27 protein-coding genes and 1 riboswitch are annotated in these 22,225 nt (G+C 46.9%); of the genes, 7 read left to right on the top strand and 20 right to left on the bottom strand.

The genetic code is table 11. The features are described 5' to 3' along the window. Positions 1 to 91 precede the first annotated feature (91 nt). The 6 genes from QNH15_RS04000 to QNH15_RS03975 all read right to left on the bottom strand — a co-directional run bounded on the left by QNH15_RS04000 (position 92) and on the right by QNH15_RS03975 (position 2,338). Entirely contained in the window at positions 92 to 559 is a 468-nt protein-coding gene (locus tag QNH15_RS04000) for an Hsp20/alpha crystallin family protein (protein WP_283892768.1), read from the bottom strand. Positions 560 to 599: 40 nt separating this feature from the next. Beyond that, on the bottom strand, positions 600 to 794 hold the full coding sequence (locus tag QNH15_RS03995; protein WP_061974369.1) for a spore germination protein GerPB: 195 nt from the start codon (positions 792 to 794) through the stop codon (positions 600 to 602). A 2-nt stretch (positions 795 to 796) separates the two neighbouring features. Then, a complete protein-coding gene (locus QNH15_RS03990) occupies positions 797 to 1,252 on the bottom strand; it encodes a spore germination protein GerPE (protein WP_283892766.1) in 456 nt (151 codons plus the stop codon). A 3-nt stretch (positions 1,253 to 1,255) separates the two neighbouring features. After that, positions 1,256 to 1,435 carry a spore gernimation protein GerPD gene (locus tag QNH15_RS03985; RefSeq protein ID WP_283892764.1) on the bottom strand — a complete coding sequence of 60 codons (180 nt, stop codon included), beginning with the start codon at positions 1,433 to 1,435 and terminating at the stop codon, positions 1,256 to 1,258. Next, positions 1,410 to 2,051 carry a spore germination protein GerPC gene (gerPC, locus tag QNH15_RS03980; RefSeq protein WP_283892763.1) on the bottom strand — a complete coding sequence of 214 codons (642 nt, stop codon included), beginning with the start codon at positions 2,049 to 2,051 and terminating at the stop codon, positions 1,410 to 1,412. Before gerPC ends, QNH15_RS03985 begins: the two co-directional genes overlap by 26 nt. Positions 2,052 to 2,116: 65 nt before the next feature. After that, positions 2,117 to 2,338, bottom strand: a complete 222-nt coding sequence (locus QNH15_RS03975) for a spore germination protein (RefSeq protein WP_283892761.1) — start codon at positions 2,336 to 2,338, stop codon at positions 2,117 to 2,119. 153 nt (positions 2,339 to 2,491) lie between these two features. Here QNH15_RS03975 and QNH15_RS03970 point away from each other — a divergent pair, with 153 nt between their 5' ends. From QNH15_RS03970 to QNH15_RS03960, 3 genes are all read left to right on the top strand, one after another. Continuing rightward, positions 2,492 to 2,716 (top strand): spore germination protein, encoded by a 225-nt coding sequence (locus QNH15_RS03970; RefSeq protein ID WP_283892759.1) that lies wholly within the window; start codon positions 2,492 to 2,494, stop codon positions 2,714 to 2,716. Positions 2,717 to 2,740: 24 nt separating this feature from the next. Further along, the gene (locus QNH15_RS03965) at positions 2,741 to 3,202 is read left to right on the top strand and encodes an Hsp20/alpha crystallin family protein (RefSeq protein ID WP_283892757.1); all 462 of its coding nucleotides are present in this window, start codon (positions 2,741 to 2,743) and stop codon (positions 3,200 to 3,202) included. Positions 3,203 to 3,327: 125 nt separating this feature from the next. Further along, a complete protein-coding gene (locus QNH15_RS03960; protein WP_283892755.1) occupies positions 3,328 to 3,615 on the top strand; it encodes a spore coat protein in 288 nt (95 codons plus the stop codon). Positions 3,616 to 3,652: 37 nt separating this feature from the next. Here QNH15_RS03960 and QNH15_RS03955 read toward each other — a convergent pair whose 3' ends face one another. After that, positions 3,653 to 4,462 carry an AAC(3) family N-acetyltransferase gene (locus QNH15_RS03955; protein WP_283892754.1) on the bottom strand — a complete coding sequence of 270 codons (810 nt, stop codon included), beginning with the start codon at positions 4,460 to 4,462 and terminating at the stop codon, positions 3,653 to 3,655. Between the two features lie 67 nt (positions 4,463 to 4,529). Here QNH15_RS03955 and QNH15_RS03950 point away from each other — a divergent pair, with 67 nt between their 5' ends. After that, positions 4,530 to 5,171, top strand: a complete 642-nt coding sequence (locus tag QNH15_RS03950) for a peroxiredoxin (protein ID WP_283892753.1) — start codon at positions 4,530 to 4,532, stop codon at positions 5,169 to 5,171. Between the two features lie 352 nt (positions 5,172 to 5,523). On the opposite strand, the gene QNH15_RS03945 is transcribed toward QNH15_RS03950, so the two are convergent. The 12 genes from QNH15_RS03945 to QNH15_RS03890 all read right to left on the bottom strand — a co-directional run bounded on the left by QNH15_RS03945 (position 5,524) and on the right by QNH15_RS03890 (position 14,954). Further along, complete coding sequence (locus QNH15_RS03945; RefSeq protein ID WP_283892752.1) at positions 5,524 to 6,585, bottom strand: LacI family DNA-binding transcriptional regulator; 1,062 nt, start codon at positions 6,583 to 6,585, stop codon at positions 5,524 to 5,526. Positions 6,586 to 6,631: 46 nt separating this feature from the next. After that, positions 6,632 to 6,769: a hypothetical protein gene (locus tag QNH15_RS03940; protein WP_283892751.1), complete on the bottom strand. Its 138-nt coding sequence runs from the start codon at positions 6,767 to 6,769 to the stop codon at positions 6,632 to 6,634. Positions 6,770 to 6,888: 119 nt separating this feature from the next. Next, on the bottom strand, positions 6,889 to 7,116 hold the full coding sequence (locus QNH15_RS03935) for a hypothetical protein (protein WP_283892749.1): 228 nt from the start codon (positions 7,114 to 7,116) through the stop codon (positions 6,889 to 6,891). A gap of 95 nt (positions 7,117 to 7,211) precedes the next feature. After that, complete coding sequence (locus QNH15_RS03930; RefSeq protein ID WP_283892748.1) at positions 7,212 to 7,844, bottom strand: phosphatase PAP2 family protein; 633 nt, start codon at positions 7,842 to 7,844, stop codon at positions 7,212 to 7,214. After that, on the bottom strand, positions 7,841 to 8,887 hold the full coding sequence (locus tag QNH15_RS03925) for a phosphotransferase (RefSeq protein ID WP_283892746.1): 1,047 nt from the start codon (positions 8,885 to 8,887) through the stop codon (positions 7,841 to 7,843). Before QNH15_RS03925 ends, QNH15_RS03930 begins: the two co-directional genes overlap by 4 nt. A 112-nt stretch (positions 8,888 to 8,999) precedes the next feature. Beyond that, a complete protein-coding gene (nhaC, locus tag QNH15_RS03920) occupies positions 9,000 to 10,397 on the bottom strand; it encodes a Na+/H+ antiporter NhaC (RefSeq protein ID WP_283892744.1) in 1,398 nt (465 codons plus the stop codon). A 188-nt stretch (positions 10,398 to 10,585) separates the two neighbouring features. After that, on the bottom strand, positions 10,586 to 11,992 hold the full coding sequence (locus tag QNH15_RS03915; protein ID WP_283892742.1) for an amino acid permease: 1,407 nt from the start codon (positions 11,990 to 11,992) through the stop codon (positions 10,586 to 10,588). A 76-nt stretch (positions 11,993 to 12,068) separates the two neighbouring features. After that, the gene (locus tag QNH15_RS03910; protein WP_283892740.1) at positions 12,069 to 12,863 is read right to left on the bottom strand and encodes a serine hydrolase; all 795 of its coding nucleotides are present in this window, start codon (positions 12,861 to 12,863) and stop codon (positions 12,069 to 12,071) included. Between the two features lie 217 nt (positions 12,864 to 13,080). Then, positions 13,081 to 13,314: a spore germination protein gene (locus QNH15_RS03905; protein WP_283892738.1), complete on the bottom strand. Its 234-nt coding sequence runs from the start codon at positions 13,312 to 13,314 to the stop codon at positions 13,081 to 13,083. Positions 13,315 to 13,413: 99 nt separating this feature from the next. Then, positions 13,414 to 13,656, bottom strand: a complete 243-nt coding sequence (locus QNH15_RS03900) for a spore germination protein (RefSeq protein ID WP_061974403.1) — start codon at positions 13,654 to 13,656, stop codon at positions 13,414 to 13,416. 40 nt (positions 13,657 to 13,696) lie between these two features. Beyond that, positions 13,697 to 13,945 (bottom strand): spore germination protein, encoded by a 249-nt coding sequence (locus QNH15_RS03895; protein ID WP_061974405.1) that lies wholly within the window; start codon positions 13,943 to 13,945, stop codon positions 13,697 to 13,699. A gap of 79 nt (positions 13,946 to 14,024) precedes the next feature. Further along, positions 14,025 to 14,954 carry an MBL fold metallo-hydrolase gene (locus QNH15_RS03890; protein WP_283892737.1) on the bottom strand — a complete coding sequence of 310 codons (930 nt, stop codon included), beginning with the start codon at positions 14,952 to 14,954 and terminating at the stop codon, positions 14,025 to 14,027. A 109-nt stretch (positions 14,955 to 15,063) separates the two neighbouring features. After that, positions 15,064 to 15,180, top strand: a riboswitch (SAM riboswitch). Positions 15,181 to 15,275: 95 nt separating this feature from the next. Here QNH15_RS03890 and QNH15_RS03885 point away from each other — a divergent pair. After that, positions 15,276 to 17,123, top strand: coding sequence for a bifunctional homocysteine S-methyltransferase/methylenetetrahydrofolate reductase (locus tag QNH15_RS03885; RefSeq protein ID WP_283892736.1), 1,848 nt, complete (start codon positions 15,276 to 15,278; stop codon positions 17,121 to 17,123). Beyond that, positions 17,116 to 20,559, top strand: coding sequence for a methionine synthase (gene metH, locus QNH15_RS03880; RefSeq protein WP_283892734.1), 3,444 nt, complete (start codon positions 17,116 to 17,118; stop codon positions 20,557 to 20,559). Before QNH15_RS03885 ends, metH begins: the two co-directional genes overlap by 8 nt. Before the next feature lie 35 nt (positions 20,560 to 20,594). On the opposite strand, the gene QNH15_RS03875 is transcribed toward metH, so the two are convergent. Beyond that, positions 20,595 to 21,101 (bottom strand): PTS sugar transporter subunit IIA, encoded by a 507-nt coding sequence (locus tag QNH15_RS03875; RefSeq protein ID WP_061974412.1) that lies wholly within the window; start codon positions 21,099 to 21,101, stop codon positions 20,595 to 20,597. Positions 21,102 to 21,326: 225 nt separating this feature from the next. On the opposite strand from QNH15_RS03875, the gene pdxK reads away from it, so the two are divergent. Beyond that, positions 21,327 to 22,139 (top strand): pyridoxine/pyridoxal/pyridoxamine kinase, encoded by an 813-nt coding sequence (gene pdxK, locus QNH15_RS03870; protein ID WP_061974414.1) that lies wholly within the window; start codon positions 21,327 to 21,329, stop codon positions 22,137 to 22,139. Positions 22,140 to 22,225: the final 86 nt, after the last annotated feature.

Raw genomic sequence — 22,225 nt, 5'->3', positions numbered from 1 at the left:
TAGGAGTTAGTTGCGCATTGGACGATATACCTTTTCCTTTCCAGATTTTACTTCTCTTTTAGTTTAGAGCCGCTCCGGTATCTTGTCAATATCAATCGTCAAACCGGCGGATGTCTACTTTTTTCGGTTTTTGCCGGTCAGCCGGCAGCCGGTAAAGCCTAAGATATAAGAATCCTTTTTTATACGTGGCCTGAATGGCATCACTACGGACTCTGTAAGGCAGCTCAATTTCCCTGCTGAAACTTCCGGAGCCAAACTCCTGCTTGGCAATTCTGTACTTGCCGCCGACAAGGTTGGTCTTTCCTTTTATATGAACACTTCTGTCGTCGACATAAACATCTACGTCTTCCGCTTTTTCCAAGCCCGGAATGGCTGCAACGCACAAAAGCTCATTATCGGATTCGTAAATATTAACAGCCGGAAATCCTTTTTCCTCTGCAGGCTCGGCAGGCTGGTTCCTTTGTGCCTCATCCTGCTGCCCATAAGGCGAAAAGAAGTTTTGCCCGAGATACTGATCGGCGAACTTCTTCCATTCCATCATCTGTTTCCATGAGTCCACGGAGTGATTCCCTCCTTTCTTGCAAGGTTAAAGACTTAGATCAGGATGGAGCAGGAAGTTCCACTGTCGGAAGGGCGGCGAGCGGCGGCGCTGCTCCTGTATAGCCGCCGGTGTTATACAGGTTCGATACCGGCCGAATCATACCAGCGCTTCCAATCTGCATAACAGAGGAATTCTGAATCCCCTGTACCTTTAATTGATAAATGGTAATCGTTTGGTTCACAAAGAGATTCACAGCTATTCCTCCCTTCCTTTTGGTTCCCGGTGTTTTCGTGATACAGTTGCAAAAGGAACGATGGACAAATTTTTGGGATCTGGATTCGTCCGATAATCACGGACATGCTTTACTCTTGATTCCAAATCGATGTTCTGAATCCCACCGATATGAAGCATGGCAGCTGTGGAAATACCAAAAATATTAATCGAGTTTACTTTAATGAACGATGGATCGTGGTAGGATTCCATGACCACTTCATTTGTTGGAATCCTTGGAGGACGTACCATGGTAAATATCTGATACTTTGGAAAATCGAGCAGGTTGTTGAGTGTGGGATTAAATTCAGGTTCGTACTTTTGAATGGCAATTGCCCTTGAAAACGCCGTATGTTCATCCGTATCTCCCACATTGACGATGGAAGAAAATAAAACCGAGCGAATATGGATGTGGTTCACTTCCGATGTACGCGGAATCATTTTTTATACGACCGATAAAGGAACAAGGGCGGTTCCAACCGTCAGAGTTTCAGGAGGTGTGTCAAAGGCAGCCGCAAGCGAGATGTGGCCGGCATCCCCTACCAATACAAGCGAAGAGATGCTTACTCCCACAATCTTCAGATCCCCGATTGAGAGATCATGATTGATTACCTGGAATTTCATGGTTTTCGCCTCCGATGTTATTATTTTTTAAACTCAGGATAAAATGCTCCATTCCTTTGTAGACATCGCCCTTTACCTTGTTTTCAACAAGAAGCAGCCCTTCCTGGTTTTGAGGCGGGTACTTTTGCATGTAATGTTCAAGCCTTCCCGGCAGTTGTGTCCGGATATCATTGATGATTAACTCATGATAGGTCTCTTCCAATTTATGTTCATGCTCTTCTTCAATCTTGGCAATGTCATCCGCTGCTTCAACGTTCAGGTACTCTTCGAGGTTCCGCATAATTTCAGTATATTCCCGGCTCGAGCTCAACGATCCCGGTGGGTTTCCGCCATTATTAGGGACAGCGATGGATTCTCCTCCCACGGTAAAATCATCCACGATATTTTTACCATCCGCATCAGAACTGAGCCCGATATTCAGGGTTCCGTCGAGCCTTTCAATTTTCAACTGATCGAATGAATATTGGATTTGTGTGGTCGGCTGGTCTTTTACCTTTTTCATATCCTTCGTCAAGTCTTCAATCTGCTTCTCCAATTCACACACTTTATCCTGGAGGCATTGAAGCTGCCCCTGCATTTGCTGTATATAGTAGTATTGATTGTAGGTGTCCGACATAACATCATCTCCTTACTATGTTTTATGCCGGACCTATCCCAAATTTGCTTTTTAAATCTTCGCTTCTAGTAATTTCCGATGTTGGTATTGTCGTACTGGTCCATATCATACGTGTTTGTCAGGTTATAACCAGTATTGGTTCTGATGTTGTCGCCCGTATTAAAGGATCCGGCCCCCGCAAATGTCTTCGCGTTGCTGATTGGTTGGATGGCCTGAACATCCCCAATATGGACAATCGAACTGCTTGAAACTGAGGCAATGTTGATACTCCCTACGATACCAGGCATCCAACCCCCCCTGCCGTAACCGTCTCTTATATAGCATATGTAGCTTTCTCTTAGGTGTTCACCCTCTTTATACACACCAAATTCCTGCCATCATCATAGATTGATAAGAGCAGCAGGAATCCAGACAGCACGTCATAAGGGAGGTCGTATTACTTGCCATCACTCATCGTAGGACCAGTCACCATTTCCGCCGTTCAAGCCGATGGAGTTGTCAATTTCGGTGACACCCTTGTCATCAATCCGAAAAGCACGAGCAAAGGATACAGTGGTTCTGGTGGAGGAAATACAGGGAATTTCATGCAAACCGTCACGTTCGTCAGCGCCACCAATACACTTGACACCGATGCCGTAGATTCGAATGTAGCCGGCAACACTTAAAATCATTAAAGGAGGAGTTTGATCATGTCAGAAAACGACGGCCCTATTCTGCCCTTTTTAAATGAAAAATCGTTAGGTACATGGGTAAAATCACTCGAACAATTTATTGATAAAAGCTTTGAGCATTATCATACAATGGTTGATAACCTCTCATTCCCGCTTGAAGTTAAAGAAACAAAAGATGAATATCTGGCGTATGCAAACCTCGAATCCTATGACCAGAACCAAATTCAGATTGAAGTGCTGGACCGTGCTCTGAAAATTATTGCCTACGCCTCGGAAACGAACCGCTTCACAAATGACAGCACCAACATCAGCCAGTACAAGCAAGCGAACAAGCGGGTTGAACGCCTCGTTCCGCTTCCCTTTTCCGTTAAACAAGAGGACGTCCGTGCCACATTCGGAAACGGTGTATTAAAAATCAGGGTGCACAAACGAAAGCCTTCTGCCAACCTTATTGAAATTCAGCCTGAAACGGAAGAGTAAAGCCTGCAAAAAAACGCAGGCTTTTTGTTTTAAAATAAGAGCTTCATAGTTAAATATCTTGTACACAAATACTAATTCTACATATGCTAAAAGGAACAAAAATCTTACCAGATAGGAACGATGATATGCGACAGCAAAATCCTTATGGATACGGTCAGTATCCTCCATATGGCTATCCCCTGGGAATGGGGTATGGGCAGCCGGGCGTTGGTTACGGCCAGCAAGGATTCCCCGGCTACCCCGGCCAAGCTTACGGACAAGGTGGTTATCCCGGAGCGGGTTATACCGGGTCAGTTCCAGGCTTTGGCCAGGGAGTGATTGGGGGATATCCGCAAAATCCCGGCTATCCACAGCAACAGCAGTACACTAAGCCGTCCCAAAGCGGCGGGGGCTGCGGCTGCGGAGGCCGATAAATGAGAAACCATCCGGGAACCGTTTCCCGGATGGTTTTTACATAGGAGAGGACATCTGGATGTTTTGCTTCAACCAGTTTTCTGTGAAGTCAACCAGCTTCTTTTGTTTCATCAGCCGGCAGGTTGCGGAGCCAGCCCCGGCAATTTTTATCTCTTGTCCATAGTTTTCTTCATATTGTCGGCCAATCTCTTCAAACAACTCTTCCTGATATTCAATTTGTTTATACGTTTTCCATATACGCTGTCCCGATTCAATGACAGGACTTTCTTCTTCCACTTGTTTCTGTCCAGGTACACGGTACTCGGCCAAGTGCATGGACGTGTTGCTGTCATGTCCGACTCCAATAAGGAGAATAGATCCATCGAGGTCGTAAATCCTGGCAATTGGCGAGGATTCGCCCAGTCCGTTATCCAGGGAGTGATTCCCGGTAATCCATTCTTTATCCTTACCCCATGCTGCAAAGGATACCGTAGGGTGATTGCTTCTTATGACTCCCGGAAAGGTCCGGAATACTTCAGCGACGGCCCCCATGAAGTAAGTGGGCGAAATTGCCGGGTCGAATGCCGGCATCTCGGAACGTATGGTTTCCCACCATTCCTTGGGCACAGGAGGGTTTCCCCATCCTGCAGGGTCCGATAGTTCTGCAGAATGCGTCGGCATGATCAAGTTCCCCTCTTCGGTCACCACATCCATTAATGCCTGAACAACGGCAACAGCACCGCCGCACACCCATCCCATTTTACTCAACGATGTATGTACAATGACGGTCATTCCCTTTTGGACACCCAGTTTCTTAAAATTCCGAACCAGCGATGACCTGGTAACCAGTTGCTCTGTATTTATCACGCTTGAACTCCCCCTTCATACGATAAGTATAACTGGCATATATCTCAAACGGAAAGGAGGGATTTGAATGAGCTTGCCTTTTGACGGAAATCAGCATTATCCCAAGCCATCTGTGGAGCAGTTTACTACCTGCGCACCTCAGCCTTACTGCGCCGGGCTCGGAGACATCGCTCCCGTGTTCACTGCAGCTTCCTTTCAAGACGGCGAAATCAAAGATGTCCGGCTCGAAGATTACCGCGGCCGCTGGGTGGTCCTCTTTTTTTATGGCAGTGATTTCACGTTTGTCTGACCGACAGAATTAGCGGCGGTCGCCGCTTTATATGAAGAATTCAAGAAACTGAACACCGAGGTGCTCGGCATCAGTACAGACAGTGTCTTTTCCCATAAAGTGTTTAAAGATGTATCTCCCCTGGCCGGCAAGGTGCAATACCCGCTTGTAAGTGACCGGAATCATATGATCAGCAGGGCCTACCGGGTTCTTGATGTATTCAGCGGGGCATCCGGCCGGGCTACCATTATTGTAGGGCCCGATGGCTTTATCGCGAGCAAACTCATCTATCCTTCTGAAGTGGGCCGAAATGCATATGAAATCCTGCGGCTCGTTCAAGCCCTCCAATTTGGCGAACAATCACAATCAGGCGTTCCCGCCAACTGGCTTCCCGGCATGCCCGGCCTCAACATGGATACCGAGAACATCGGGAGATTCTAGTCATTTGGAACGGAAATCAGAGCTTTTTCGTTCTTTTTGCGGGTCCCAACAGGTGCGATTTCAGCAATACAAGCGGGTTTTGAAGTTTTACTGTCCTAATCGAGGACGTTACTGGCCGAAATGAGGATTTTACTGGTCAAAATCAAAAACCTACTGGCCAAACAGTTATTATGTTAACTAATAGAGCCGTCCAGAGGACGGCTCTATCGTTACTTCAATCGGTAAACGCTGACTTCATATGGCTTGAGTTTAATCTGGTTTATACGTTCTTCCGCACGAACTTCATAGTTGCTGATGTCATTTTGGAGTAAACGTTTACGTAACCTTGTTAAAATAAAGAGCAAACCTTGGTTTACTCTGTTTCTTCCTTTTCAATCACTTTGACGGTTTCTCTTTCCACGATATGGTGTGGCATAAAAACACTCTGCTGTTCCCCTGTTTCTCGGTCCAGAAGCATTTTTACCGCGTTTTTTCCCATTTCGTAGAGCGGCTGCCCCACTGTTGTGAGCGGTGGAATCGCCATTTCCGCCACCTTCGTATTGTCGTAGCCGATAATGGAGATTTGGTCAGGCACCCGGATCGACATTCTGTACAGATAGGACAGAGCACCTGCAGCCATTTCATCACTGGAACAAAAAATGGCGGTAAGGCCCTCAGTTTGTTTCAGCAGTTCCTTTGCGGCAGTTATCCCGCTTTCAAATCCGAAATCACCGAAAGCGATCTTTCTCCTGTCGACCGGGATGCCTTTTTCCTTAAGGGCCCGTTTATATCCTTCAATTCTGGGTAATGTGGCGATGGGATCCCCTTTTGTCCCGGCAATCATCCCAATGGAACGATGGCCTCTCTCAAGTAGATAGGTGACGCCATCGAACACCGCTTTCTTGTCATCCACTTTTATAAAAGGAACGTCATACTTGGACTTAGTTGATACGAGAACGACAGGAAGATTCATGGCAATGATGGCATTATAGTATTCTTCCTTAAAAAATTCACTGACAAAAACGATGCCGTCCACTTGCTTTTCGCGGAGAGCCTGCAAATATTTCATTGTTCGCTTTCCATCTTTATCCGTATTGCAGACCATTACACTGTAATCCAGCTCATGTGCCATATCTTCAATCCCGCTGAGAACAACCGATGCAAAGGTATCAGAAACGGCTGGCAGCAGCACACCCAATGTTTTTGTCTTTTTGTTGATCAAGCCCCGTGCTATCGCATTTGGCTGATATCCCATTTCCGCAATAACATCTAGAACCTTTTCTTTTGTTTTCTCTGAATAGCCCGGCAGATTGTTCAGAATCCTGGAAACAGTAGCCACTGAGACATTGGCCTTTTTGGCCACATCCTTGATCGTGTAGGACAATTCAAGCCCTTCTTTCTCTACGTAAACGTTTTCGTAACTTTGTAAAATCAATATACCACCATATGTAAGCATTTTCAACACCAAAAAAACAACCCTTTTACAGGTTGTTCCGGTCCATGCCCCTCCACTCGTTATATAAAGAGGCAGCATAAAATTCTATGTTTTCTATGAGATGCGGTGTCTTTAATTCCTGCAGCCCATAAAGATAGGCAATAAAGGTTTGAACGCGGTCCATAAAAACAGACAACCTATTCCTTTGAGGTAAATCCCGGCACTGGACGGACACTTGCCGGATGTTCTCTTCTAATCGCAAGCACCAGACCAGTAACGAGGAGACATAATCATCATAGGTGATCATCCGTTTTGCTGTTCTGTTTCAGGCTGGCTTTGAATAGGAGTATACGTCTTTTCATAGGAGGTTTTTGTCTTCCACTTTTCCTTGACCTCGATATTGGGAGGAAGGATATATTCGGAGGTTGCCTCCTGGTCACCAAACATTAATTGATAATAATATTTGCACATCTCGGCATGGTACTGATAATGCTGATAATAATATTCCATTTCATTCTGAGGGTTTGTCATCTACTGCCAAAGGCTCCTTTCCCTGCAGCTTTGGTATCCAGTACATTGTATGTCCAGACCTTGCCGTTTTGCTTATGTTATCGCCTATGAAGCCCCTATTTCCTTGCCTTCTGATACCACGCCCCGCAAAAAAAAAGCCATGATGTGCCTGCCAGCAATCCCCCCATAATATCACTTGGAAAGTGTGCTCCAAGATACACCATGCTAAACCCGATCAACAGGATGATGGCTGCGGTTAACAGTGCCAGTTTCATCAGCAAAAAATCGGACATCTTCTTGTTCATCCATATCAACATGCCGATTCCTCCATAGAAGGCGACAGCCAGCATCGTATGCCGGCTGGGATAGCCAAAACTGTTTTCCTGGAGAAGCATACCGAATGATGGTCTTGGACGGTGAAAATAGTTCTTCAGTAAGCCGTTTATTACATACGCTCCCCATACCGAAGAAAATAGGAAGACTACGTCATATAGTCTTTTAAACAGAATAAGATAAAGCCCTCCGGCAGCCAAGATTGGGAATAACGTATTTTTGGAGCCAAGCTGCTGGATAAAGGTAAAAACGGATGTGCATTCCGGCGTACGATGGCTGTATACCGCCAGTAACTGATGATGATCTGTATCTTTTACAAGATTCGAGTGAATGAACAAGGAAAAAGCAAGGAAAGCTGCACCAGATAACAATCCGCCCCAAAAAAACCAAAAAGAAACTGAATACCCTTTTTTCACTGCTTTCTCCCCTTTGCCATTTCCGCAAACAATCGAAAGGAGTGTCCCAGTATATCAGGGTGATATTGTTTGAACAAGTTTTCTTTCACCTGGTCATGAACCAGAATTCCAAGCAATTTAAAATATGAAAATTCGGTCGGATGGTCAAAATGCCGATAGCACCAGCTCTCCATCCTTCTTGGAAAAGCCAGGAAAGAGAACAAATGTCTCCACTCCGGATAGGACAAAGGTTCACTTGCCCCCCGGTGATACCCCTTGATCAAGCGGTGCATCACAGAAGGATTCCATTGGTGTGACGGCGCAAAATAATGAATAAATGAAGCAAGATCATACGTCCGTTCTGCAAATAACAGGGACTCTACATCAATCAGGTAGACTTCCCCCTCCGTATTCAGCAGTATATTCCTCTGATGCAGACTGCCGTGTGACAGAACTCCTTTGACCCTTGCATGGTCTGTTTGACCTTGATCCAGGTATGAAAAAGACAGCCGGCACCTCATTTCCAGACGGTCGAGCATCCACGGTTCCATGGTCCACTCGGGCACAGCCTCATAACCGGATTTCCATCTTTGTATATCTTGATGTATCCGGTTCAATTTCTCAGCACGTTTACCAAATTCCATACGAAAGCTGTCTGCTGGCGGAGCCGCCCCTTCTGCTGCCTGATGAAAACGGGCCAGAGCCGATCCAATCCGTTCAATCAATGGCAGATCAGCAAAAAGAATATCTTTTCCTTTTACCCACTCCTCCATATAATAAAGTTCGTTATTATGTTCAAAATAAACTTGTCCGTTTTTGCAGGGCAGAACACTTGGTATAAATGGAAAACCGTTTTGCTTGATCCATTCGATGCATTGAGAAACAAACGGCAAGTCGTTGAGTTCATTTGCGTTTTTAAATCCGAAAATCCCCCCGTTTGTATACACCTTCGGGATGGAGAGGATACGCTCAACGGAGTGCACGTTTAGTCCATAGTTTGTATTGATTAAAGAGGACAGGACGGCATTAGATAAAAAAACCTTTTGGCCCCGGACCTGTTTCATAAGTTCCGCCTTCTTTCTCGCACATTGTCTGTCTGTTGCCGATCATTTCATCATATGAAATAAACATCGACCCCATAACTAAAAAAACATCCGGAGAAATTCCGGATGCTTCCTAGGATGCCTTTGATACCGCTGATAATTTTGTTTTTTTCATGCCGAGCCCAATTCCGCTGTATGCGTAAATCAAAGTAAACAGCGGAGAAAGGTAAAGCAAGAAGGCATATGGAATATAATCGAGTGCTGAAACTCCAAGCGTAGCGGCAAAGAAGGCGCCACTCACACTCCATGGAACAAGTGGGTTAATCAGTGTTCCGGCATCTTCCATCGTTCTTGAAAGGTTCTTCAGCGGTACTCCGTTCTTTTCAAAATGCTTCTTAAACGCCTGTCCGGGAAGCAAGATGGAAAGGTACATTTCCCCTGTGAGAAGATTGATCCCCAAACCGGCTGCTGCTGTGGCTGCAATCAAATGCCCAGTTTTCTTGAGCAGTTTTTCCACTGAACCCAACAGGACATCGATGACGCCAAGCTCATGAAGAAGACCGCCAAGAGAAAGAGCAATGATAATGAGTGCAACCGACCACATCATCGGAACGAGACCCCCTTTATTCACGATCGCATCGACCGCTTCATTGCCCGTTTTCAGATTCATTCCATTTTCCAATGCATTCATCATCTGAGCTATGGTTATATCCGCATTCAGCATAAAAGCTGTAATTACCGCCGTGATTACGCCGGTAAGAAGCGTAGGCAGTATGGGCAGTCTTCGAAATGCCATCAGCATGACGATCAGTGGAGATATAAGAGTAACCGGAGTGATTTCAAAATGGTCTCCCAGCGTTTTTTTCATCTCAGCCAACTGAGCCAAAGAGGCTCCGGAACCCTGGTGCCCAGCAAAAAAGAAAATAACCGCTGTAATGACAAGCGCAGGCACTGTCGTCCACATCATATGCCGAATGTGTTCAAACAAGTTCACACCTACTGTACCTGAAGCCAGGTTGGTGGAATCTGATAATGGTGACATCTTGTCGCCGAAACAAGCACCACAAATGATCGCACCTGCTGCAAGACCCGGGTTGACGTTCAGTACATGGGCAATCCCCATCAGTGCTACCCCAACCGTGCTGGCCGTGGTAAAGCTGCTTCCTGTAAATGTTGAAACGAGAATGGTAATAAACAAAGCGCTGAGTGCAAACCATTCAGGTTGAATAAAATCCATCCCGTAAAACAGAAGCGTTGGAACAGCTCCGCTTATCATCCAGCTTGCGATGACAAGGCCGATCATCATCAAAAGCAAAAGTGGCTGTATGCCGCTGACCACTCCTGCTATCAGACCGCGTTCAATCTGTTTCCAGTCGGCTCCCCAAAACAGAGCAAAGATGCCTGTCAGCACTACACAAAGAAACAAAGGAATGTGGGGTTCTACTTTTACGAAAACCATACTTGTAAACATGGTGACTACAATGAATAGGAATAACAGGATAACTCCTGGCAATTTTACTTTACTGTTCATGAATGACCTCTCCCTGATGCACATTAAACTTTTATTTCCACTTAAACGCTTAAACGCTTTTATGTGTTGAAGTATTGTAACAATATGTATGATACCGAAATCGATTATTTTTGTCAATCTGAAGCTTCCAACTGGAAAATGATACAAAAAAGGCAGCAGACTGATTGATCAGCCCTGCTGCCTTTTCATTAGATCACTTCCCGCCGAAGCGTTCCGGCTTTTTCTTTTTTCCTGATGACCAGGTAGTAATAGAGGTAACACCCGATAAAGAACGGAACTCCAAGGTAAAGAGCAAGACGCTGCTCGGGATCAAATGCCATGCTCACAAGAACCCCTGTGTTCAAGGTGGTCGCCAAAATCGGCAAAATGGGATAAAGCGGCACTTTAAATTTCAAGTCCTCTACCTTGCCGCCATTGCGGATATACTTTCTTCTGAACGCCAGCTGTGAAGCAGTGATAGCGATCCAGCCCACTTGCGCTCCAAGTCCTGCAAGCGAAAGCAGCCATACAAAAACGGTTTTCTCCGCTTTGAAGCCTGATAACAGGGACAATAGCGCAACACCGATTGTAATGTACAACGCGTTCATCGGAATGCCGCGCTTGTTGACTTTGGCAAGCTTTGGACTTGCCATACCCTCCTTTGACAAGGAATAGAGCATTCTTGTCGCGGCATAAAGCCCCGAATTAGCGACAGACAGTAAAGCCGTCAGAATAACAAAATTCATTAAATCAGCGGCATAAGGAATTCCAATGCTGTCAAACACCACAACAAACGGGCTTTCCACTTTTCCTGCCTTCTCCATCGGCATCAGGGCTGCCAGCACACCAATGGCGAGCACAAAGAAAAAGAGTGTACGCCATACCGTTTGCTTGATCGAGCGCGGAATGGTTTTTTCCGGATCTTCACTTTCACCCGAAGCAATCCCGATTAATTCGGTACCCTGAAAGGAAAAATTCACAGCGATCATGGTTACAAACAGGGCGGTAAATCCGTTCGGAAACCAGCCTGCAGATAAGAAGTTAGAGAATGCGGGTGCAGAGCTGGCCCCTTTCATATCAATCCATCCGAACATAGCCGCTCCGCCAAGAACGATAAACAGGATAATGGCAATCACTTTAATGCTTGCGAACCAAAATTCAGCTTCTCCAAACGCTTTTGCCGACAGGGCATTCAACGCGAAGAGTACCACGGCAAAAATGAGACTCCACATCCAGAGCTGCGAATGAGGAAACCAGCGCTGCATAAGAGCAGAAGCGGATAAAAACTCCAGCGCCACGGTTACTGCCCAGCCCAGCCAGTACAGCCAGCCCACCGCAAACCCGGTGCCAGGGCCGATAAATTTGGACGTATACGTCTGAAAAGAGCCGGATACCGGCAGGGCGACCGACAGCTCTCCAAGACAAAGCATCGTTAAGTACATGATAAAACCGCCAACCAAATAGGAAAGCACAGCACCTGCAGGACCAGCATCATGAATGGTCATCCCGGAACCCAGAAAGAATCCTGTTCCGATCACTCCACCCAAAGAAATCATAAATAAATGCCGGGCCTTCATGCTGCGCTTCAGTTCGTGATTGTTCTGATTACTGTTCATCTGTTCACCTCTTGTTGTTTTATGTATACGCTTTCATTATCTTATCATTTTCTGTCGAAAAACCAAAAGCTTTTTTCTAATTTTTTTGAACACTTATTAAATAGTCCTGGATCGCCGTGCCGACGGCTGTGAGCTTATGCCGTGCATCGGCTTCGCGGGTGAGATTTTTCGTCAGCACCACTGCGAAAATGATTCTTCCGTTGTACTCAAATATTGCGGCATCATGCTCTGTGCCCTGTAGTTCACCTGTCTTATTGGCAATAATAACTGCTTCTTCGTCCATGCTCCCCGGGAGTTTATGGCGAAACTGCTGATTCCGTAAAATATCCAGCATCATTTTCCTGCTTTCGTTTTGCAGCAGCTTACCGTGATGAATTTCCTTCAAAAGAAGAACCACATCTTTCGCAGACGTGTAATTGTTCTTCCCCGCTTCGATTGCTTTAAAATCCATAAGCTTTCTTTCGAGCAAAGTTTGATCGCATTGAAGTTCCGTAAGCAGTGCGTTGATCCGCTCCCTTCCTGCATGTTCAATCATCACGTTTGCTCCAGTATTGTCCGATACCGTAATCATTAAGGTTAACACATCCAAAACGGTAAGAGAGGCACCCGGCGATAGATGGTTCATTACTCCTGCTCCGCCTACTTTGTCTTTTTGATTAATATGTACAGGCACTGACAGGTCAAGAAGACCCGCTTCCTTCTGCCGGAAGGCTTCGATCAAGATCGGCAGCTTGATCAGGCTCGCCGCCGGAAACACTTTCTCTTCATTTTTACCTATGTATCCTTCCTCAGTTTCAATACAGTACGCAAATTCCCCATTTAGAGGGTCAATAATGCCATTTACCCTGTTTTTCAGCTCGTCTAACGTCATTTCCTGCTCCTTTCATGTGTCCGTCTTCCTAATAGAGTTCTTTATTTGGGTGGCGGACTCCTTTTTGGGTGCGGTTTTTGAAATACCCGCCATAATCCGCTTTTTACCGGCCAAACGCTCGTGATGTCAACAAACTCTCCGACGCCAGCCAACCAGTCCAATCTCCACATCAAAAAAAACGCCCCACGTAACTCAGGGCGCTTTCCCGTCTTGCTATTCATTTTTGCTGTCCGCCCTGTCCTTCACTCTGAATCATGTCGTTTACATCGTTGTCTTCGTTGAAATTCAGCATGTAGGCACAGGCATCCGAACAATCGCCAAACGCGATGACGGCTCCCACTGATTTGGTATTGGCTGTATGACTGTTTTGAATGGTGGTCCCTATATCAAGATTACCGTTCATCGTAACACCGTTCACACTGATTCTGCCGATTTTAAAAGAATAACGCAAATCTGTTCCATCCCTTTTTGTCTTTACCTTCAGTGTATGGCTTGAACAAAAAGCTGCTTGGACAGACTGCCCCATTCGAGAAAAACAGGCGGACAGAAATTACGGCTGGGCGACGATTGGAGCGGATGGATTCGCGATTTGATCCTGGTCGCTGATATCCGGATCGATATTACTGTTTACCATGAAACCGGTGGAAGGTGAAAAGTCACCCAAAGAAACCGTGGAACCGACGGATTTCGTGTTGGCTGTATGACTGTTATGCACTGTTGGACCAATGTCAATGTTACCGTTCATGGTCACACCGTTCGTCTTAATGTTAAAGATGTTAAAGAGGTAGGGCATAAAGTGGCCTCCCTTCATTGAGTAATGACTGGCTTATCGGTTACGTATGGTTTTGGCTCGTAAACGCTGCATCTGTGTTTGCAAATTCATTTTGATCGTGAACATCCGGGTCAAATACCATGTTTTTCATTACCGCATCAGCCGGGGAATGGTCACCTACAGAACTGTTGTCCCCTGTCGATTTGGTATTGGCTGTATGGCTGTTATGGAATGTGGATCCCAAATTCAATGAACTGTTGCTCGCCAGGCTGTTTATTTTTAAATAATAGATATTTACCATGCACCCCATTGCTATCTCCACCTTTAAAAGTGTTAGTGTAGTGTATGATAAATGTCCCTTAAAGGTGAAAACCCCAGAATCTCCCGAGTTACGAAACCGGCTGCTTCCAAAGCGTCTCCCCAAGCGACAAAACCTTCAACCTCGCCTCATCAAGGCTCTGTTTCTCCCACTCTTTTTCAAGCCGCCGAAGGGCTTCCGGTCCGGTATCGTCCGCCAGACGGTAGGCGCCGTAATGCATGGGAATAAAGAGAGAAGCGCCTGTTTCCAGAAACGCTTTAACCGCATCTTCCGGGTTGATATGGGATACCTTCATAAACCATTCCGGTTCATATGCACCGATCGGCATAAGCACCGTATCCGGCTTCAAACGTTCTCCAATCTGCCGAAATCCACGAAAATAACCGGTATCCCCGGCAAAATAAACGCTTTCGCCCGTTTTCAGGTCTTGGATTACCCAGCCTCCCCAATGGGAGGTGTTCATGTCAAAAACGCTCCTGCGCGTCCAGTGCTGGGCAGGAACAAACATAATCTTCAGGCCCCTGTCCACAAACTCCTCCCACCAGTTGGCCTCTGTTACTGCCTGATACCCTTTTTTCCGAAACAAACCTTTAAGTCCGGCAGGCACATAAAAAGAGATTTTTCCTTTTAGCTGTTTGATGCTGTTGAAATCAAGATGGTCATAATGTCCGTGGGAGATAAGAACAAGATCGATTTCCGGCAGCTGCCCGGTGGACAACCCAGGGGCTGTGAGCCGCTTTTGCAATCCCATTTTTGGAGCCCATACAGGGTCTGTCAGGATATTCAGTCCGCCCACCTGCAAAAGAAAGGTTGAATGGCCAATCCATGTAATCGAGTGTTTGCTGCGGTTTTCTTTTAATCTCTGACGCTCTTTATTCGTGCTCTGCTGAATTTGTTGGGTCAAATCCTTTTTATTGCTTCGTCTTTCCCGCTGCCAGCGGAGTAAGTCTTTAAATGTATGTGTATTTTCAATGTCGTCAAGGTTGGCGAACTTCTTCATCGTCCGGATTCCTCCTGTTTGATACGATCCTGGCAAGATTGTAAAAAGCTATTGAAATGTTCTAATAATTATTGTAAGGTATAAAGAACTAATTTTATAGCAATTTGGTTTCTTATCCAGAGAGGTTAAGGGAATGGCCCGTTGACACCTCAGCAACCTTCAGCGATTACGAGCTGAAAAGGTGCTAAGTCCAACAAGTTCGATTGCAGAACTTGAAAGATAAGAAGAATGACATCGAATGTTCAAAGTCTTCTTCTTTAAGAAGGCTTTTTTTATTTTTTTGGGCCACTGGAAGATACCGAACCAACAGGAGGACTCATAATGGGATTATTGAAAGACCTAGAAAGCAAGATTCTGATCGCTGACGGAGCCATGGGAACGCTGCTGTATTCCTATGGAACCGACTGCTGTTTCGAGCAGCTGAATCTGTCTCACCCTGAACAGATCCAGTCGATTCACCAGGCTTATATTCAGGCCGGGGCAAATGTGATCCAGACCAATACGTACAGCGCCAACTATATTAAGCTGCAGCGGTACGGACTGGAGGAGCAGGTAAAAGAATTAAACAGCGCAGCCGTTTCTCTTGCAAAAAAAGCAGCCGGCGGCAATGCGTACGTGCTTGGAACCATTGGGGGTATACGGGGAACCGGCCCCAGTTCTTTGTCTCTTGAAGAAATAAAAAGAAGCTTCAGGGAGCAGCTGTACTGCCTTCTCCTTGAGGGTGTAGACGGGCTTCTTCTGGAAACCTTCTATGATCTGGAGGAACTGGAGGCCGTACTTAAAATCGCCCGAAGCCAGACCGATCTGCCGATCATATCACAGATTTCCCTCCAGGAGGTAGGCATCTTAAACGACAGAACCCCGGTGAATACAGCGATCAAGCGGCTGGAAGAGTTGGGATCCGATGTCGTCGGGCTCAATTGCCGGCTCGGCCCTTTCCACATGATCAAAACCCTGGAGGAAGTAGAAATTCCAAAGCATGCTTTTCTTTCCGCCTATCCCAATGCGAGCCTTCCTTCCTATGCGGATGGCAAGTTTCAATATGAAGGCGATGCGGAGTATTTTAAAAACAGTGCTTCTCTTTTCAGAAATCAGGGTGTCCGTCTGCTTGGCGGCTGCTGTGGAACCACACCGGCCCACATAGAGGCCTTCGCAAAGGAACTGAACGGTCTCTCACCTGTTACCGAAAAAAATGTTCGGCAGCGGCCAGAGCCGATTGCTGTTGCATCATCCGGGCAAAAGCCTCAAATCTCTTTGCCGGAAATACTGCAGGAACGCCGATCGGTCATTGTGGAGCTCGACCCTCCCCGAAAACTGGATACGACGCGATTTTTCGAAGGCGCCAAAGCCCTCAAGGAAGCAGGCGCAGATGCGATTACGCTGGCAGACAACTCTTTGGCATCGCCAAGAATTTGCAACACCTCTCTGTCATCTCTTGCAAAAGCGCAGACCGGTGCCCAGCCCATCGTCCACCTGGCCTGCCGTGACCGGAACATCATCGGTTTGCAGTCCCATTTGATGGGCCTTCACACGCTTGGTCTTCATGACATTCTGGCCATTACCGGTGATCCCGCAAAAGTGGGTGATTTTCCGGGTGCCTCCAGCGTCTATGATGTAACATCGATCGAGTTGATCAAAATGATCAAGCAGTTTAACGAAGGGGTCTCCCTCTCCGGTAAAGACCTCGGAGAGAAAACACATTTTACCGTGGGAGCGGCCTTTAATCCGAATGTGAAAGCACTCGACCGTGCTGTCCAGCGCGCAGAGAAGAAAATAGAAGCCGGTGCAGACTACTTTATCAGCCAGCCTGTTTATTCCGAGGAAAAACTGTTGCAGTTCCATGAGGCGGTAAAAGACCTCCCTGTTCCGGTCTATGTGGGCATTATGCCGCTGACTTCAAGCCGCAATGCCGATTTCCTTCACTATGAAGTGCCCGGCATCAAGCTGAGCGATGAAGTAAGGAACCGGATGGCGGAATTCAAGGATGATCCGTTAGCCGCGGCTCGTGAAGGACTGGCGATTTCAAAGTCATTAATTGATGCAGCCACGGAACTCTTCAATGGCATCTACCTGATCACACCGTTTATGCGCTATGAACTAACCGTTGAATTGACGCAATATGCATATAATATTGCTCCCCAAATCGTAAGGAGGATACAAAATGTCTAACATCACCCTTGAACAACAGCTAAAGAAGAAAATACTGATTATGGACGGGGCGATGGGCACCATTCTCCAGCAAGCCAACCTGACAGCAGACGACTTTGGCGGCGAAGAGCTTGAAGGCTGTAACGAAAATCTGAATTTCACCCGTCCGGATGTGATTCTCGATGTACACCTTCAATATTTGAAAGCCGGAGCCGACATCATTGAAACCAATACGTTCGGAGCTACAGACATCGTCCTTGATGAATATGGCCTCGGATACAAAGCCTACGAAACGAATAAAGTGGCAGCAGAAATTGCACGACAGGCTGTTGAGCAGATCTCGACTCCTGAGTGGCCGCGCTTTGTGGCGGGTTCCATGGGCCCGACTACAAAGACGTTAAGTGTGACTGGCGGAGCCACCTTCGAAGGGCTTACGGCCTCTTATGAGGAGCAGGCACGCGGTCTGATCGACGGAGGAGCAGACTTGCTTCTTTTGGAAACGAGTCAGGATATGCTCAATGTAAAAGCCGCATTTATCGGCATTAAACAAGCGTTTAAATCGACGGGAAAAGAGCTGCCATTCATGGTGTCAGGAACCATTGAGCCCATGGGTACCACGCTTGCCGGCCAGTCGATTGAAGCATTTTACATTTCGCTTGAGCATATGAAGCCGATTGCGGTCGGTTTAAACTGTGCCACCGGACCTGAATTTATGACCGACCATGTTCGTTCCCTTTCTTCACTCGCGCTCTCCGCGGTCAGCTGTTATCCAAACGCCGGACTGCCGGACGAAGACGGGAATTACCATGAAACACCTGAAACGCTGGCAAAGAAAATCAGCGCGTTTGCCGAGGAAGGATGGCTGAACATTGCCGGCGGCTGCTGCGGAACCACTCCGGATCATATCCGGGCAATAGCAGAGGCGATGGAATCCCTGCCTCCGCGACAGCTTCCCGAAAATCATTCACACGTGGTTTCCGGTATCGAACCGCTTATTTACGATGATCCCTCCATGAGGCCGCTCATGGTTGGTGAACGGACGAATGTCATCGGGTCCCGGAAATTCAAGCGTTTGATCGCGGAAGGAAAATTTGAAGAAGCTTCGGAAATCGCACGTGCCCAGGTCAAAAAAGGCGCACACGTAATCGACATCTGTCTGGCAGACCCCGACCGGGATGAACTGGAAGACATGGAGAATTTCATAAAAGAAGCGGTCAAAAAAGTAAAGGTTCCGCTTGTGATTGATTCTACCGACGACCAGGTCATTGAAAAGGCCTTAAAATACTCGCAGGGAAAAGCGATCATCAACTCCATCAACCTAGAGGACGGCGAAGAACGATTTGAAAAAGTGGCGCCGATTGTTTCCCGTTACGGTGCTGCCGTGGTTGTCGGAACCATTGATGAAAAAGGAATGGGTGTAACGACAGAGCGCAAGCTGGAAATCGCCAAGCGCTCCTACGATCTTTTGGTCCATAAATATGGCATTGCCCCAAGCGATATTATTTTTGATCCGCTGGTCTTTCCTGTCGGCACCGGTGATGAGCAATATATCGGCTCCGCAAATGCAACAGTGGAAGGGCTCCGGAAACTGAAAGAACAGCTTCCAGAATGCCAGACCATTCTTGGTATTTCAAACGTATCCTTCGGTCTGCCCCCTGTCGGTCGTGAAATCTTAAATGCGGTATATCTGTATTACTGCACACAGGCCGGGTTGGATTACGCGATTGTGAATACCGAAAAACTCGAACGTTTTGCCTCCATCCCGCAGGCGGAAGTGGAGCTGGCCAAAGCGTTGCTTTTCGAGACCAATGACGAGAATCTTGCGAAATTTACAGAGTTTTACCGCGGCAAGAAAAAAGAGGCAAAAACTCCTGTTGTGGAGCTGCCCCTTGCAGAACGTCTCGCATTTTATGTGGTAGAAGGAACAAAAGAAGGGCTTATCCCGGACCTTGATCTTGCGTTAAAAGAGTACGATGCACCGCTCGATATTATTAACGGCCCCTTAATGGCAGGAATGGAAGAAGTAGGCCGGCTGTTTAACGATAACCAGTTGATTGTGGCGGAGGTCCTGCAGAGTGCCGAAGTCATGAAAGCCGCTGTCGCCCATCTTGAACCCCACATGGAAAAGGGGGGAACGACGAGCACCAAAGGAAAAGTGGTGCTTGCCACAGTGAAAGGTGACGTGCATGACATCGGAAAGAACCTGGTGGACATTATTCTCGGGAACAATGGCTATGAGGTAGTTGACCTCGGCATTAAGGTCGCTCCGCAGGAACTGATCCAGGCCATTCAAAAAGAAAAACCCGATATGATCGGCCTTTCGGGTCTGCTAGTAAAATCAGCTCAGCAGATGGTGCTCACTGCCTCTGATTTAAAAAATTCCGGTATATCTGTGCCAATCCTTGTAGGCGGTGCCGCTTTGACGCGTAAATTCACCGAAAACCGGATTGCCAACGAGTATGAGGGTACCGTTCTTTACGCAAAGGATGCGATGGATGGATTAAGTCTTGCGAACAAACTGCAAAAAGGAGAAACGTTTGAAAAGCCTGAAGTTAAGACACCCATTGAGGAGCCTGAGGATTTCCCTGCCGCAGGAACGGCAGCTTCGACTGCAACCGCGGTAAAAGTCCGACCTTCTGTGGATCAGACGCTAAAGGTTTTTGTGCCTAAAGATACGGAGCGGCATGTATTTAAGTCCTATCCTCTTTCCTCTGTGATTCCGTACATTAATTTACAGATGCTGATGGGTCACCATTTAGGGGTAAAGGGGAAGGTATCGCGGCTGCTCGCTGAAAAAGATGAGCGTGCACTGGAAGTTAAGGAAATAGTGGATCAGCTTTTGAAGGAAAGCCAGGAAAACCACTTGATTGCTCCGGCCGCGCTTTATCGGTTTTTCCCTGCACAGTCTGAGGACGAGAAATTATATATTTACGATCCGAATGATACATCCCGGATCATTGAGACCTTTGAATTTCCGCGCCAGAGCCGAAGCCCGCATCTCTGTTTGGCCGATTACGCAAAGCCGGTAGAGAGCGGTGAGATGGATTATGTCGGATTCTTCGCTGTTACTGCGGGCAGCGGCATTCGTGAACGTGCGCAGCAGCTCAAAGCAGAGGGCCGTTTCCTCGAAAGCTTTGCCCTTCAGTCCCTGGCCCTTGAAACAGCGGAAGGGCTGGCCGAGCTGGTGCACAGGCAAATGCGTGATAAATGGGGATTCCCGGATCCTGTCAGCATGTCCATGCAGGACCGCTTCTCCGCCAGATACCAAGGACAGCGCTTCTCATTCGGCTACCCTGCCTGCCCGGACCTTGAGGATCAGGCAAAGCTGTTTAAACTCCTTGAGCCTGAGGAAATCGGCATCCAGCTGACCGAGGGCTTTATGATGGAACCGGAAGCCTCGGTTACCGCCCTTGTATTTTCCCACCCACAGGCCCGGTACTTCAACGTACTGGTATAAAAAAAACCAGGAAGAAGATTTCTCTTCTTTCCTGGTTATTTAATGTCCGTGATGCGCATGATCTGGGTCGTCCCAGCCTGAGCCTGATCCGGACTGAGCTTTTCAACGGTACCCGCTTTCTCGCCATTTGTAATGATAACGGGTGTAACGGTGCTTTTCGCTTTTTCTTTTACGAGGTCCACGTTAAAGGAAATCAATGGCTGGCCTGTTCGTACACGGTCTCCCTCTTTTACAAGCGAAGTAAAGCCCTCCCCTTTCATCATTACGGTTTCAAGACCAATGTGAATGAGGATTTCAAGACCTGATTTAGTTTTAATTCCCACCGCATGCTTGGTCGGGAATACTTGGAGCACTTCGCCATCGACCGGGGACATCAACTCACCGTCTTCAGGAACAACGGCAACGCCGTCACCCATCATTTTTTCTGAAAAAACGGGGTCAGGCACTTCTTCAAGAGGAATAATTCTGCCATTTAACGGTGAAACCACAATTTCTTCAGTGAGTGTTTCTTGATCTTTTTTTCCAAATAACTTTCGCAGCATAAGAACACCTTCCTCGTTTTATTTTTATTTATTAAGTAAACCATAACTCAGAGGCTGGGAGCAAAGAAATAATGTCTGCTACTACTTTTCACGTTTTCCCGGCAAACTAAACAACGATCGGGCAAAAAGCATCCAAGAAGGCCATAGGCTTTGTCTCGGATCAGATCATTGCTATAATAAAATTTATCGATCATCATAAAAAAAGGCATAAAAGGAGATTGGACAATGAGTATGTATAAAGCATTAACCATTGCCGGTTCCGATACTAGCGGCGGAGCAGGCATTCAGGCGGACTTAAAAACCTTTCAGGAGCTGGGTGTATACGGCATGACAGCTATTAATGTTGTTGTGGCCCAGGATCCTAAGCGGGACTGGTTCCATGAAGTCTTTTTGCTCCCTCTTGATTTGTTCAAGGCCCAGCTCGAAACCGTTCTTGCAGGAATTGGTGTGGACGCAGTGAAAACGGGAATGCTTGCTTCTGTTGATGTCATTAAAGCAACAGCTGAAGTGATCGACAAGTACGAATTGAAAAACGTAGTGGTTGATCCTGTTATGGTCTGCAAAGGAGCAGAACCGCTTCAGCCCGAGCTCGCCGATACGCTTCAAAACGTTCTTGTGCCGCGCGCTACGGTCGTGACACCAAACTTGTTTGAGGCAGCCCACCTGGCAGGCATGCCCCCCATCACGACGGTTGAAGAAATGAAGGAAGCCGCACAAAAGATTCAGTCTGCAGGTGCCAAGTATGTCATCGTAAAAGGCGGCGGCAAACTCGTACACGAAAAAGCGGTGGATGTGGTATTTGACGGAGAAACGTTCGAAGTTCTTGAATCCGACCGAATTGATACCACTTACACACATGGCGCAGGCTGTACGTACTCTTCCGCTGTAGCGGCAGAGCTGGCGAAAGGAAAATCGGTAAAAGAAGCCATTTCTGTAGCCAAGGACTTTATTACAGAAGCGATCCGTCATTCATTTCCTCTGAACGAGTATGTCGGCCCAACGGATCACAGCGCTTACCGTAACTCCAAAAATGTATAATGTGTACACGAGCAGACTCCGGTCTGCTCTTTTTTGATGGGCTTTCCACGAATAAAAAATACCGTGCATTGGGACGCTAACCATTA

It is taken from the genome of Fictibacillus enclensis, from assembly GCF_030123385.1.
GTDB classification, from domain to species: domain Bacteria; phylum Bacillota; class Bacilli; order Bacillales; family Fictibacillaceae; genus Fictibacillus_C; species Fictibacillus_C enclensis.
This window is presented reverse-complemented; position numbering and strand designations above follow the sequence as displayed.